The sequence below is a fragment of the Streptomyces sp. NBC_01788 genome, from assembly GCF_035917575.1.
GTDB lineage: Bacteria > Actinomycetota > Actinomycetes > Streptomycetales > Streptomycetaceae > Streptomyces.
In genome coordinates, this window is sequence record NZ_CP109090.1 from 6,817,911 (window position 1) to 6,830,813 (window position 12,903).

Sequence of the window (12,903 nt, forward strand, 5' to 3'; positions counted from 1 at the left end):
CTTTCACGCATTGCGTTGTTCGCGAAGAGTTGTACCAAGCGGCTCTGACATCGGCGGCCTCGGGCCGGGCCGGGAGCTGTGCTGTGAGGCGTTGTCAGACCCCCCACGTAGCGTCGTGGACATCGGTCGGTGAGGTGCCGACGGGGAAGGGAGACCTGCATGTACCGGCAGGGGGATGTCCTGATCGTGCGCGTGGCGGAGGCGGCCGTGCCGCCGGGCACGGACCGGCTGCCGCACCAGCCGAGGGACGCGCGGGGGAGGCTCGTCCTGGCTCTCGGCGAGGTCACCGGACACGCTCACGCGGTGATCGGACCGGGGACGCTGGTCAGGGAGGCGGGACCGTTCGGAGCGTCCTACCTCCATCTCCCGGACGGTGGACGGGTGGTGCACGAGGAACACGCGGCGATACCGCTGCCCAAGGGCTGGTACCGCGTGGTGCGGCAGCGGGAGTACGCGCCCGGCGCGGTGCGCGTCGTGGCGGACTGAGACAGCGCACTGAAGTGGCGTACCGAAGCGGCGAGCTGAAGCGGCACGTGGAGACAGCGGATTGAAGCGGCGCGTTCGGACAGCGCCGTGAGACGGCCGGACTGGGACAGCGAAGAGCGGAACGATGACGACACCGACGAAAACCGTGAGCGAGACCGGGCACGACACCGCGCACGAGACGACCGTGCAGGTGGACGCGACGGCGATGTGGCGCGAGGTGGCGGCGGCGACCGGCCCCGCCGATCGCCCGGCCGCCGAGGAGGGAGTGCGCCTGGCCTACAGGCTGGCGGGTCTGCCGGAGCCGGAGCACATCATCTGGGCGGGTTCGCCCAGCGAGGGCGTGGCGGTGGTCGCGCGGCTCACGGCGGAGGGAACGGCCGGCCGCACCGTCCGCGACGCGGTGCGCACCCGGCCCTGGGCGGCCGCGCGGAAGCGCGTCCTCGACCGGCTCGGACCGGCCGGCTGGGCCGCGCACTGGGCCCTGACGGGCGCCCAACTGTGGGACGGCACGGTCGCGCTGACCGATCGCATACGCACCGGTGTGGTCGAGGCCTCGACCACCGCGCCCGAGGACGAGCAGGCCGTCCGGCTCGTCCTGCTCGACGCGGTCCTCGGCCAGCACGACGCGGCCTGGCTGGCGGCCTTCGACGGCCAGGAAGGCGCGGAGGCACTCGACGGAATCGCCGCGGTCGCCCGCGCAGCGGGCTGGTGGTGGCCGTACGAGAGAGCCGCGGTCGTCTGCGAACGCCCCGTGGAGCTGCACCGGGACGAGGCCGGCCGGCTCGACCGCGGGGACGGACCGGCGCTCGCCTTCCCCGACGGGTTCGCGCTGCACGCCTGGCGCGGTATGCCGATACCCGCCGAATTCCTCGCCGAGCTCGGAGAGTTGACCCCGGCGCGCATACGCGAGGAGGAGAACGCCGAGCTGCGTCGCGTGATGCTGGAGCACTACGGCTACGAGCGCTACCTGGAGGATTCCGGCGCCGAACCCGTGCAGCGCGACAAGGCGGGTGTGCTGTGGCGCATCGAACTGGAGGGTGACGAGCCGCTGGTGATGGTCGAGGTGGTCAACTCCACGCCGGAGCCCGACGGCACCCACCGCACGTACTGGCTGCGGGTACCGCCGAACACCCGGACCGCCCGGCAGGGAGTCGCCTGGACCTTCGGTCTCGAGGAGACCGACTACGTGCCGGAGCGGGAGACCTGAGCCCCGGGTCGGCACCGTTGGAGAGTACGACGCCGGTCCTGTCCAGGGTCCAACGTCCCTCCCACCCAGGGACGTTGGGTCATTTGCCCCTAATGCCATACTGACCTGCGGTTTCAGTGGACGGATCGTCCCTTGTTCCCGTCGTATCCCCCCACCGTTCCTCACACTGTTCTTCAGGAGACCGCCCATGCCTCGACCCATCCGCCGGCTTCCGGGCAGCGCGCCGGACCGCCCGGCCCGGCGCGCTTCGGCCCGGGCCGTCGCCCCGGGCGCGGCCGGACCGGACGCCATGCGACTGACCGCCGTCGGACGTGAGGCACGGAGGGGACGCTGATCATGAGCGCGGAAGACGGCAACTACCACGCACTCCTCGCCCGGCACGACGCGATGCGACTACGTCGGCAGATGCTCTCCTCCGGAGCTTTCCCAGGCGCGGGCGGCGGCAGCGCCAGCGGCCTCCGCGGCCCGGCCGGGCAGCCGTACGACGGGGTCGCCGACCAGCGGACGATCATGCGCGATCTGGACCTGGTGGCCCCGTTCGAAGAGCTGATCGCCCACCTCTACCAGGCACTGTTCACCCGGCACCCCTCGCTGCGATCGCTCTTCCCCGCCGAGATGGCGTTCCAGCAGGCCCACCTGGCACGGGCGTTCTGGTATCTGCTCGAACACCTGGACAGGCCCGAGCAGATCACCGCGACGTTCACCCAACTGGGCCGTGACCACCGAAAGCTCGGCGTGCGCCCGGCACAGTACGCGGCCTTCGAAACGGCGCTCTGCGAGGCGCTGCGCATACGCGCCGGCGAACACTGGACCGGGGAACTCGAGCAGGCCTGGGTCCGGATGGTGCGCTTCGGGATCACGGCCATGGTGCAGGGCGCGGAGGCGGCACTGCACGAGCCGCCCTGCTGGGAGGCCACGGTGACGGCCCACCGGCTGTGCGGCCCGGACCTCGCGGTGCTCCGGGTAAGGCCGCGCGAGACCTTCCGGTATCGGGCAGGGCAGTTCACCGCGCTGGAGTCCGCGCGCCTGCCGCACACCTGGCGCCCGTACTACCTGGCAGGCGAGCCCGGCCGGGACGGCGATCTGGAGTTCCATGTCCGCCGCACCGGCCCCGGCGGCGTGAGTGAGGCCCTGGTGCGCCACACCACGGCCGGCGACCGGATACGGCTCGGTCCCCCCAAGGGGAACCTGGCACTCGGCGAGGAGCCGGCGGGCGAACTCCATCTGGTCGCCTGGGACACCGGCTGGGCCGCGATGAAGGCACTGCTCCAGGAGCTGGAAGGCCGCCTGCGCCCGGCGTCCGAACACCGGGCGGGCCGGGTGCGGCTCTTCCTGGGCGCCGACGGGCTGTCCAGCCTGTACGACACCGAGTACCTGACGGGGTTCGAACGGAGCCGCCCGTGGCTGACGGTGGTCCCGGTGACGGGCGGGACGCCGGGGGAGGGCGCGTACGACCACTTGGCCCGCGCGGTGACCCGGAGCCGTCCCTCGGCGGCCGGTCGCGCACTGCTCGCGGGGCCGCCTGCGATGGTGCAGACGGTGACAGCCGCGCTCACCCGCGCCGGACTGCCCGCCGAACACGTCCGCCACGACCCGCTGCCGGCCGGCCCGCGTGACCTGCCCGGCCCGGCGGGGTCCTTCGGTTCGGCCGGTCCCCGGATGTTCCAGGGGCAGTCGGTCCCGGCGTGACCGACCAGCGTGGCGGTGGCCGCCTTCTCCCGGAGGAGACCGGCGACTGACTGAGGCACGCACACGCGAGAGCCCTGCCAACCGAAAGGAATCGGGAGGGCTTTCGTGCCGCCCGCACGGCTGGCAACATGATCCGCCGACGGGTGCGAATGTCATGTTCGAGTCAGTCGGTCCTTCGATTCGGTGGGGCCCAGGCTTCCAGGCGGTTGCGGATGAAGAAGAGACTGTGCGGTGCCGGTGTTGCCCTCGGCGTCCTCGTCACCATGGGGGCACTCCCGGCGCAGGCATCCCCGGCCACACAGCCGGTTCGACAGGCCCAGACCCTGCCACTGGGGCCGTCCGACCTCTCCGAGACCCGCACGACGACAACCCTCCAGCCGGGTGTCACCCTCACCCGCATCGTGCGAGGTGCCCCCGACTCGGCACTGCGCTGGACGGTCGAGGTGTCCATTCCAGGCGGTGAGACCTCACCGGACCCCGACGCACCGCCGACCGCCCTCAAGGACAGGGCGAGCGCCGACGAACTGGCCGCCGGTCTGAAGCGCGACGGCTTCCAGGCCCGGGTCGAGCAGGTGACGACGTCGAGGACCGCCGACTACGCCGGCGGCACGCTCGGATGGCGGGTCCGGGTCGGTTCGTTCGACGCGCAGTCCGACGCGGCCTCCGAACAAGCGCGGCTGAAGGCGGCCGGGTACGCGGGATCGGCGGTGTACACCGGCTGGGACGGCGACCGCACGGACAGGGGCCCCTGGCGCGTCGACGTGCTCACCATCGACCCGCGCCGTTTCCACGGAAGCCTGGAGGCGTCCTACGGCCCCGACCTGGAGAATCGCGAGACGACCAGCGAGCTGTCGAACGCAGCCGGCGCGACCGCGGCGGTCAACGCCGGGTTCTTCGTCCTCGACCCCCTCGCGGGCGCACCGGGCGACCCGGCCGGCGTCGGTGTCTACGACGGTCGCCTGCTGAGCGAACCGGTCAGTGGACGCCCCGGCCTCGTCACGCACACCAACGGCCGCCGGACCGAGATCACCCGCTTCACCTGGCAAGGACGCGTCACCGGCCGGGGCACCTCGCTGAGCCTGAGCGGCGTCAACCGCGTACCAGGCCTCATCAGGAACTGCGGCGGCGGCGCACACGACATCCCGACCGCGCTCCCGCTGCACGACGTGACCTGCACCAGCACCGACGAACTCGTCGCCTTCACCACCGACTTCGGGAAACGGACCCCCGCAGGCGAGGGACTCGAAGCCGTCCTGGACGCCCACGACCGGGTTGTGGAACTGCGCACGCCACGCGGTGGACCGCTGCCGGCCGGCGGCAGGTCCGTGCAGGCGACCGGTCGGCGCGTCGCCGAGCTGACCGCCCTCGCACGGGTCGGTGACCACCTGAACATCAAGGCCGCACTGCTGGACGGACGCGGACACCCGGTCACGCCCTCACCCGGGACCGACATCGTGAACGGCGGCCCCGAACTGGTCCGCGACGGCCGGCTCCACGTCACACCGGCCACCGACGGCATGGTGCGTCCGGGCGACCCGAGCTTCTACTACGGCTGGGTGCACAAGCGGAACCCGCGCACGGTGGCCGGAGTGGACACCGCCGGACGGACCGTGCTCGTCACCGCCGACGGACGCAGCACCGGCGCGCTCGGGCTCAGCATCACCGAGAGCGCCGAGATCGCCAAGTCACTCGGACTGCGCGACGCGATCAACCTGGACGGCGGCGGATCCACCACCATGGTGATCGGCGGCAAGGTGCTCAACCAGCCGTCCGACGCCACCGGCGAACGCCCCGTCGGAGACGCCCTGCTGATCCTGCCCCGCAGGAGTTGACCCCACCCGGTCGAAGAACGCTCGAGCCGCGACGAGACACAGGGAGCCGCGATGCCCCTTCGAACCTTCCTTCCGATGCTGCTGGGCGCCCTGCGCGTCGACGGCTGACATGCTTTCCGTCAAGCACACGGTGGTCGTCGAACAGGTCCCCTACCCCTGGCTCGTCGACGCCGTCACCGTGATCCGCACCCTGGTGGAGGAGAGCCGGGTGGACGAACAAGGGCTCGTACTGTCCGACGGCCAGGTGGTACCGGACATCCGACTGACCCGAGGGCTGCACCTGCGACCCGGCTCGGTCTACGTGATCGAGAACGGGGCCGGCGAGGGGAAGGTGGCAGCGGACGCGGCAGGCACCAGCAGGGACAAGGCGGCCGACCCGAGCGACACCGCACGGATCACCGTCAGGGAATGGGACCACCGCCGAGCAGTCCACCTCGAACTCGCCGTCACCGAGGACGACATGGCCATCGAACTGGATGGAACGCTGAAGAGTCCGGACCGCCCGGCCCTGGTCGAGATCGCCGGCCGGACACGAGGCGGCGCGGCACCACTCAAGCTGTTCGAGATGGCGGGCCGCGCCCGGCTGCGGCTGGACGACTGGTGGCCCGCCGCGGACAGCGACCGCATCCCATCCTCCGCTCCGGCCTCGGCCAGGCTCGACCACCGCTGGGTCCGGGCGGACGTGCGGGCGGTACCCCGGCCGTCCCAGCACGACGGCAGATGGGACCTGCTGATCACGGTCTCCCTACGCGGCCGCCGGCTCCTGCGACCGCTGGCCGCCGTCGTCCTCACCATCGCCGCCCGCCGGATACGCCGAGCCGTCGTACGGGCCGTCGACGACCTGGCCGCACAATGGAACGATCGCGTGCCGCGCCTGGTGGCCATGAACGCCGACCAGCTGAGAGAGGCCCTCCTGCGCGCGCAGTGAAGGAGTTGGCGTACACGTGAGGACATCTTTGCCCCATGTGTACCATGTCAACCACTTTTCCGTTGATGCGAAAACAGGCGCCGTGTACGGTGGCTGCATGACGGACAACGCCGCCCCACCAGCCGGTCCTCTCGTCACCGGCTCCGAGATCGCGCGGCTCGCGGGTGTCACCCGGGCCGCGGTCTCCAACTGGCGTCGGCGGTACGACGACTTCCCCGCACCGACGGGCGGAAGCGTCAACAGTCCGCTCTTCGATCTCGCCGAGGTCAAGACCTGGCTGGACAAGCAGCGCAAGGGCCAGGACCTCTCGGAGGAAGTGCAACTCTGGCAGGTGCTGCGCGGAGCGTACGGCGACGACATGGTCACCGCGCTCGCCGACGTCGCCACGGTACTCGCCGGCGCCCGTAGGAAGCGGCCGGAAGCCCTGCCGAAGGACGCCGTCACCCTGGCCCGGAGCCTGGCGGACAGCGGTTCGCCCGGCGAGGTGGTGGACGCCCTCGCCGAACGCTTCACCGACTCCGTGCGCAGGGCCGGCTCGGACCAGGTCACCTCGCCTCGCATCGTCCGCGCCGTACGGCACCTGGCCGGCGAAGTGGCGGACGACACGACCGTCCTCGATCCGGCCTGCGGCATCGGCACCCTGCTGCTCGCCGTCGGGCCCGAGCGGGGACCGCGGCGGACCGGACAGGAGGTGGACGCCCGCAGCGCCCGTTTCGCGCAACTGCGCGCCGATCTCGCCGGACGGACGGGCGCCGACATCACCGCCGGGGACTCCCTGCGCGAAGACCGGTGGAGTGACCTCAAAGCCGATCTGGTCGTCTGCGACCCTCCGGTGGGCGACACCGACTGGGGGCGTGAGGAACTCCTGCTCGACCCAAGGTGGGAACTCGGCACCCCGTCCCGGGCGGAAGGCGAGCTCGCCTGGCTGCAGCACGCGTACGCGCACACCGCTCCAGGTGGCCGGGTCATCATGGTCATGCCTGCCTCGGTGGCCTACCGCAAGGCCGGCCGCCGCATCCGCGCCGAACTCGTACGCCGAGGCATCCTCACCCAGGTCACGGCCCTGCCGCCCGGCTCGGCCGTCTCGCACGCGCTCCCGGTGCACATCTGGCAACTGCACCGGCCGCTCTCCCTCGGCGACGCGGCCACCAGCGTCCGTATGGTGGACCTGACCCGGAACGATCCGGACGGTGCCTTGGACCCACGGCCGGACCAGACGACGGACGTCTCTCTCATCGAACTGCTCGACGACGTCGTGGATCTGACCCCCGGCCGCTATGTGCGCGAGTCCCACCGCGACTACGTGGCCGAGTACCAGCAACTGCGGAGCGAGCTGGCGGAACAGGTCGGCATACTCGCCGAACTTCTCCCGGCTCTGGGTGCCGGGGGACGCCTGAGCTCCCCTGACGGCCCCTCCGTCAGCGTCACCGACCTCGCCCGGGCCGGTCTCGTCGAGTACGGCGGCGCCGAGCCTGTGTCGATCAGCGATCAGCTCGACACCGACTTCCTCCAGGGGTTCCTGCGCAGCGCGGCCAACACGCGCCGGTCCACCAGCGCCAGCGGAACGTTCCGCCTCGACGGCAAGGGCGCCCGCGTCCCTCAGATGGACATCGCCGAGCAGCGCCGGTACGGAGCCGCGTTCCGTGGCCTTCAGGAGTTCGAGGAACGGGCGAGAAGGATCGCCGAACTGAGCCGCGACGCCGCCGCCCTGGCCCGCGACGGCCTCGCCAACGGCGCCCTGGAGCCAAACGGCTGAGCCCCCTCAGCGCAGGCACCGCTCCCGCATCAGACAGGAGCGGTGCTTCGGCGTGCCGCGAGAACGGTTCCGCACTCACCGTCGCTGACGACCCGGATCCGATCGTACGCATGCCGGTGTTCACGGGGTTCACCACAAGCATGACTGCGACCCATGTACACGCTTGATCCAAGCGGTTCGATGTGTTGACACAATCAACGGAGGGCTCGTACTGTCATTCGTGAGCCTCCGCTCGCTGACAGTCGGCGGGGGCGCGCCGTGATCCACACAGCTCTGTCCTTGGGGGGGGGACCATGCACGCCCGTACCAGAATCGCCGCCGCCCTCGTCGCCGTCGCCGTCGGCGCGCTCACCATCACCGCCTGCGACACCGGCAACACCGTCGTCGACAAGCCGAAGGAGCACGCCGCGGCCAAGGCGGACAGCGGCAAGGACGCCAAGAAGGGGAAGTCTTCCGACGCCGCCAAGGTTGGCGACACCCTCACCCTGAAGGGCTTCGAGAAGGGCAGCCAACTCGACGTCACGGTCGTCAAGATCGCCGACCCCGGCAAGCCGGCCGACGAGTTCACCGAGCCCGACGCCGGCAAGCGCTTCGTCGGCGTGCAGTTCCAGCTCGTCAACACCGGTAAGGCGGTCTACAGCGACAGCCCGTCCAACGGTGCCCAGGTCGCCGACAGCGAGGGCCAGCAGTTCGACTCCACCTTCGCGGACATCACAGCCGGCCCGTCCATGTCCTCCAGCCTGAAGCTCAAGCCCGGCGCCAAGGGCCTCGGCTGGATCGTCTTCGAAGTCCCCAAGGCCTCCAAGCTCGACGCCGTCCAGTTCACCATGGACTCCGGCTTCGCCGACCAGACGGGCGAATGGAAGCTGAAGTAGCCACGGCATGAGGCCGTGTCGCTGGCGGCTGCACCGCCTCACGGGCCACCCCCTCACCTCAGGCTGCGGACCACGGTTGCCACGGGCGCGTCAGGCCGGCCGGGTCCTGGTGGGCCCAGGGCCCGGCCGGCGCCGTCAGACGTCGCTGTCATGACCTCGTGAGCAGAGACTCCAAGGCCGTCGCCGTAGCCGGATGCCGAGTCGTCAGCGCTGCGCCCGAAGGTGCCGCACTGGACACGGCCCAAGAGCCCTCGCAGCCCAGCAGTTCCGCCACCGCGTCGCAGGTCGCCGGGTGGGCCGTGAGCAGTGCGGCGCCCTGGCGGCCGGGCACTCCGGGCAGCGCACGGCGGGTGGCAGGCGGGGCAGGGGGTGTTCGCCACGGGGGTATCCACGTGTCCAGGGTCGCCAGCCGGCCCGGGAAGACGCGGCCGGCCTCGCGGATCAGCAGCGGGGCCAGCTCCGCGGCGCCGGAGCGCAACGTGGTGATGAGCAGCGGCAGCCACGGCAGCAGCACCGCGTCGGGCAACCGGCCGAACGCGTTCGACACCGCCTCGACGACCACGTCCGCCAGCCCCGGCACCGGCTCCAGCGCGTGGACGAAGCCGCTGAGGTAACGGGGATAGGCGGGCACCACCAGCGGATTGTCCAGCAACGCGTCGCACCGGTGCCGCAGCTCGGCCCGGGACAGCGTGCCGAGTTGCACCTGCGCCGCCCACAACAGGGCCGTCTTCGACGGCTCCTCGGGATGCGACTGGGCGACCGCCAGCTCCAGTTGGGCCCGGTCGCAGCCCAGCGACAGTGCGAGGCTCTCCATGCTGAACAGGAAGCCGAGCATCGCCGCGACCTGCCCGGCCGTCGCGTCCTCGTCCCCGAACGCCACCGGCAGCAGCGTGCAGTAGTGGGCGTAACCGGTCTTGACGAACGACTTGATCCACGCCGGCAGCGCCGGTTCGCTGGTGCGGTAGTACGCCAGCAGCCCGCGCAATCGGCGCAGCACCTCCGGCGCGCCGTCGACGCTGCGCTCGGTGGCGAGCAACTTCAGTGCTTGCGTGCCGAGTTCGTCGGCGAGGCGGCGGCTGCGCAGGTACAGGACCGCGTCCTCGACCGCGGCCAGCACGGTCGCGGTCGTGGCCTGCGGGCCGTACGCGTCGCGCCGCAGCCGCTGCTCCAGGACCTGCTCGATGCTGACACCCTCGTAACCGAGCTCGATGAGGGCCCGCTGGTGCGTGCCGAGCGCCAGGTCCCAGGACTCCTGGATGGAACGCTCACCGAGCCGCCTCTCGCCCATGATGGGCCGGGCCGCGCCGTGCGGCATCAGGCGCCGCAGCATCCACAAAACGTCGGAGCAGGACCGGAGTTCCGACCGGGATGCCATGTCCAGCAGGGCCCGTTGCACGCCACGCTGCTGCAGCTTCAACCCGAGCGGCGCCAGCCGGTCGTGCACGTCGCGGGCGAGCGGCGGCAGCGCGTCGTAGCCGACCTGGCCGATCCGGTCGCCGCCCATCATGATCTCGACGAGGCGCCGCACGTCCCGCCGCCCCGGCACGGAGTCCTTCTCGATACAGGTGACCGCCGCGTCCTGGAAGTCGTACGGCGTCGGCTTGGCCCGGTCCCGCATCCCGGCGAGCAGGACCGACGTCTCGAACACCGCGATGGCGTCCGCGGTGGAGGCGAGGTAGCCGTTGCGCCGGGCCGCGCGCACGATGTCCACCGACCAGCCGAGCAGTTCGGCCTCGTCCAGGCCGTCGAGCACGGGCGGCCTGCGCAGGAAGCCGGACAGCCGGTCCGCGGCGGCGGACTCCGGTGCCGGGACGACGGCTTGGGCTCCCCGGGTCTTCGCCGCCGGGGCCTTCTTCGCCGAGGGCTTCTTCGTGCCCGCCTGGCCCGCCAGCCGGTACGGCCGCACACGGGTGCGCTTCAGGCTCTTCGCCCACTCCGTCGAGGCGATCGACACCGAGCCGGCGGCAAGACCGAACTGCGCCTCGATCGCCGCATGGCTGGACGGGATCAGCCCGTACTGCCAAGTGGTCGCCGTGCGCGGGGAGATCGCGAACGTGCCGGTGCCGTGCGCGCCGAACTCCTCGACGCGGCTGACCGCGTGGAACGCCCCGCACACGTACAGGCAGTCCGCCGGATCGGTCCCGGACGACGCGAGATGCTCACGCATCCGGGTCCACATGTACCGTTCGCGGTCCTCGTCCACGCGGACCCGGGCGCCGTCGCCCGGAGCGAGGCGCCGGAACAGGCTGCCGATGAGGAACATCACCTGGCGGTAGGTGTCGTGGTCGGCGGCGCTGTCGCCGAGCGGCACCTCGACGTACTGGTGCCACCACTCCGACCAGTGCCGCACCTTGCCGTGGCGCAGCAGGTGCTCCTCCAGCTCGGCGAAGCGCGGCCGGAGGTCGCCGAGTTCGACACCCACGGCCTCGCCGTGCAGCGCGGCCTCGGCAGGAGCGTCGGTGTCGTCCGCCGTGGCCTCCTCCGTCTGTTCGCCCCCGGTGTCCCACTGGAAGACGTGGTCCGCGGACCGGTCCACGAGGACCAGCTCCACACCCGGGGTGTCCAGGGCGTACGCGATGGCCTGGTACTCGGCGGACGCCTCGGTGATGGGCGCGACGACCGACAGCGGTGCCCAGTCCTGGGGGAAGCCGTCCACGTCACCGGCGAACGCCTGCAGCGCCACCGGCAGCCGGCAGTTGCGCAGTTCGGTCAGCAGAGGTGCCATGTCCTCGCACAGCTCCAGGTAGACCACCTTGGGCTGTTTCTCGCGCAGCCGGCGGGCCATGGCGGTCGCCGAGGCGGGCGAGTGATGGCAGACGGGGAAGATCTCCAGCGGCTCGCGCACCGCCCGGTCGACGTCGTCGACCATGCCGAGGAGGACGCCCTCCAGGGCGTCGGGCCCGCCCGCGAACGCGGTCGCGGCATCCTGCAGTTGACCGCGCAGCGCGGCGAACGTGCCGTTCTCCTGGGGCCCGCTCATGACAGCGTGGCGATCGCGTCGCGGCCGCCCTCCAGGAACTCCGGCCAGGAGCCGCCCTGTTCCTTGCTGCGGGGCTCGACGACACCGTGCAGGTACTTGTTGAGGATGGCCAGGTCCTCGGGCTCGCGGCGGGTGAGGGAGCCGACGAGGGAGGAGGCGAGCGTACGGGCGGTCAGGGCGCGTTCGCCGAAGAAGTTGCTGTGCAGGACGGCGTCCTCCAGCACGCCGATCTGCTCGGCGGTCGACAGCGCCGACTCCAGCTTCTCGTCGTCGCTGCCGGCCGCGGCGGCGGACGCGCGCAGGTCGGCGAAGCTCTGCAGGAGTACGTCGAGCAGGGTCGGCGGCACGTCGAGGTCGATCGAGTGCCGGCGCAGCAGTTCCTCGGTGCGGAAGCGGACGATCTCCGCCTCGCTCTTCTTGTTCGTCACGACCGGGATGCGGACGAAGTTGAAGCGGCGCTTGAGCGCGGAGGACAGGTCGTTGACGCCCCGGTCGCGGCTGTTGGCGGTGGCGATGATGGAGAAACCGGGCTTGGCGAAGACGATGTTGTCGCTGCCGCCACTCTCCAGTTCGGGAACGGAGATGTACTTCTCGGAGAGGATCGAGATCAACGCGTCCTGGACATCGCTCGTGGACCGGGTCAGCTCCTCGAAGCGGCCGATGGCACCGGCCTCCATCGCGGTCATGATCGGCGAGGGGATCATCGACTCACGCGACTGGCCCTTGGCGATGACCATGGACACGTTCCAGGAGTACTTGATGTGGTCCTCGGTGGTGCCCGCCGTGCCCTGCACCACCAGCGTGGAGTTGCGGCTGATCGCGGCGGAGAGCAGCTCCGCCAGCCAACTCTTGCCGGTGCCGGGGTCGCCGATGAGCAGCAGACCGCGGTCGGAGGCGAGGGTGACGATGGAACGCTCGACGAAGCTGCGGTCGCCGAACCACTTCTGCGAGATCTTCCGGTCCAGGCCGTCGGAGCGCTCGGAGCCCAGGATGAACAGGCGGACCATCTTCGGGGACAGGCGCCATGAGAACGGCCTGGGACCGTCGTCGATCGACTCCAGCCAGTCGAGCTCCTCGGCGTACTTGATCTCGGCGGGGGCGCGCAGCAGATCGGACATGGGAAAGGGCCTTTCCAGGAGGTGATCACAAC

At 71.1% G+C, this 12,903-nt stretch carries 9 protein-coding genes; 7 read left to right on the forward strand and 2 right to left on the reverse strand.

Annotated features, from left to right (window positions below; all coding sequences use genetic code 11):
• The first annotated feature begins 159 nt into the window (after positions 1-159).
• The 7 genes from OIE49_RS30555 to OIE49_RS30585 all read left to right on the forward strand — a co-directional run bounded on the left by OIE49_RS30555 (position 160) and on the right by OIE49_RS30585 (position 8,773).
• Positions 160-486, forward strand: a complete 327-nt coding sequence (locus OIE49_RS30555) for a hypothetical protein (protein WP_326805111.1) — start codon at positions 160-162, stop codon at positions 484-486.
• A gap of 205 nt (positions 487-691) precedes the next feature.
• Complete coding sequence (locus tag OIE49_RS30560; protein ID WP_326806362.1) at positions 692-1,693, forward strand: DUF6745 domain-containing protein; 1,002 nt, start codon at positions 692-694, stop codon at positions 1,691-1,693.
• 336 nt (positions 1,694-2,029) lie between these two features.
• Positions 2,030-3,382 (forward strand): globin domain-containing protein, encoded by a 1,353-nt coding sequence (locus tag OIE49_RS30565; protein WP_326805112.1) that lies wholly within the window; start codon positions 2,030-2,032, stop codon positions 3,380-3,382.
• 212 nt (positions 3,383-3,594) lie between these two features.
• On the forward strand, positions 3,595-5,214 hold the full coding sequence (locus OIE49_RS30570; protein ID WP_326805113.1) for a phosphodiester glycosidase family protein: 1,620 nt from the start codon (positions 3,595-3,597) through the stop codon (positions 5,212-5,214).
• A gap of 109 nt (positions 5,215-5,323) precedes the next feature.
• Complete coding sequence (locus OIE49_RS30575; RefSeq protein WP_326805114.1) at positions 5,324-6,142, forward strand: hypothetical protein; 819 nt, start codon at positions 5,324-5,326, stop codon at positions 6,140-6,142.
• A gap of 97 nt (positions 6,143-6,239) precedes the next feature.
• Positions 6,240-7,898: an N-6 DNA methylase gene (locus tag OIE49_RS30580; RefSeq protein WP_326805115.1), complete on the forward strand. Its 1,659-nt coding sequence runs from the start codon at positions 6,240-6,242 to the stop codon at positions 7,896-7,898.
• A 293-nt stretch (positions 7,899-8,191) separates the two neighbouring features.
• Positions 8,192-8,773: a DUF4352 domain-containing protein gene (locus tag OIE49_RS30585; protein ID WP_326805116.1), complete on the forward strand. Its 582-nt coding sequence runs from the start codon at positions 8,192-8,194 to the stop codon at positions 8,771-8,773.
• A gap of 148 nt (positions 8,774-8,921) precedes the next feature.
• On the opposite strand, the gene OIE49_RS30590 is transcribed toward OIE49_RS30585, so the two are convergent.
• A complete protein-coding gene (locus tag OIE49_RS30590; protein ID WP_326805117.1) occupies positions 8,922-11,753 on the reverse strand; it encodes a hypothetical protein in 2,832 nt (943 codons plus the stop codon).
• Entirely contained in the window at positions 11,750-12,871 is a 1,122-nt protein-coding gene (locus tag OIE49_RS30595; RefSeq protein WP_326805118.1) for an ATP-binding protein, read from the reverse strand. Before OIE49_RS30595 ends, OIE49_RS30590 begins: the two co-directional genes overlap by 4 nt.
• Positions 12,872-12,903 lie beyond the last annotated feature (32 nt).

What these genes read in the sequence shown, in the direction of transcription:
- OIE49_RS30555 (WP_326805111.1), top strand. Translation starts at nt 160, where the DNA reads ATGTACCGGCAGGGGGATGTCCTGATCGTGCGCGTGGCGGAGGCGGCC.
- OIE49_RS30590 (WP_326805117.1), bottom strand. Translation starts at nt 11,753, where the DNA reads ATGAGCGGGCCCCAGGAGAACGGCACGTTCGCCGCGCTGCGCGGTCAA.
- OIE49_RS30580 (WP_326805115.1), top strand. Translation starts at nt 6,240, where the DNA reads ATGACGGACAACGCCGCCCCACCAGCCGGTCCTCTCGTCACCGGCTCC.
- OIE49_RS30585 (WP_326805116.1), top strand. Translation starts at nt 8,192, where the DNA reads ATGCACGCCCGTACCAGAATCGCCGCCGCCCTCGTCGCCGTCGCCGTC.
- OIE49_RS30575 (WP_326805114.1), top strand. Translation starts at nt 5,324, where the DNA reads ATGCTTTCCGTCAAGCACACGGTGGTCGTCGAACAGGTCCCCTACCCC.
- OIE49_RS30570 (WP_326805113.1), top strand. Translation starts at nt 3,595, where the DNA reads ATGAAGAAGAGACTGTGCGGTGCCGGTGTTGCCCTCGGCGTCCTCGTC.
- OIE49_RS30565 (WP_326805112.1), top strand. Translation starts at nt 2,030, where the DNA reads ATGAGCGCGGAAGACGGCAACTACCACGCACTCCTCGCCCGGCACGAC.
- OIE49_RS30560 (WP_326806362.1), top strand. Translation starts at nt 692, where the DNA reads ATGTGGCGCGAGGTGGCGGCGGCGACCGGCCCCGCCGATCGCCCGGCC.
- OIE49_RS30595 (WP_326805118.1), bottom strand. Translation starts at nt 12,871, where the DNA reads ATGTCCGATCTGCTGCGCGCCCCCGCCGAGATCAAGTACGCCGAGGAG.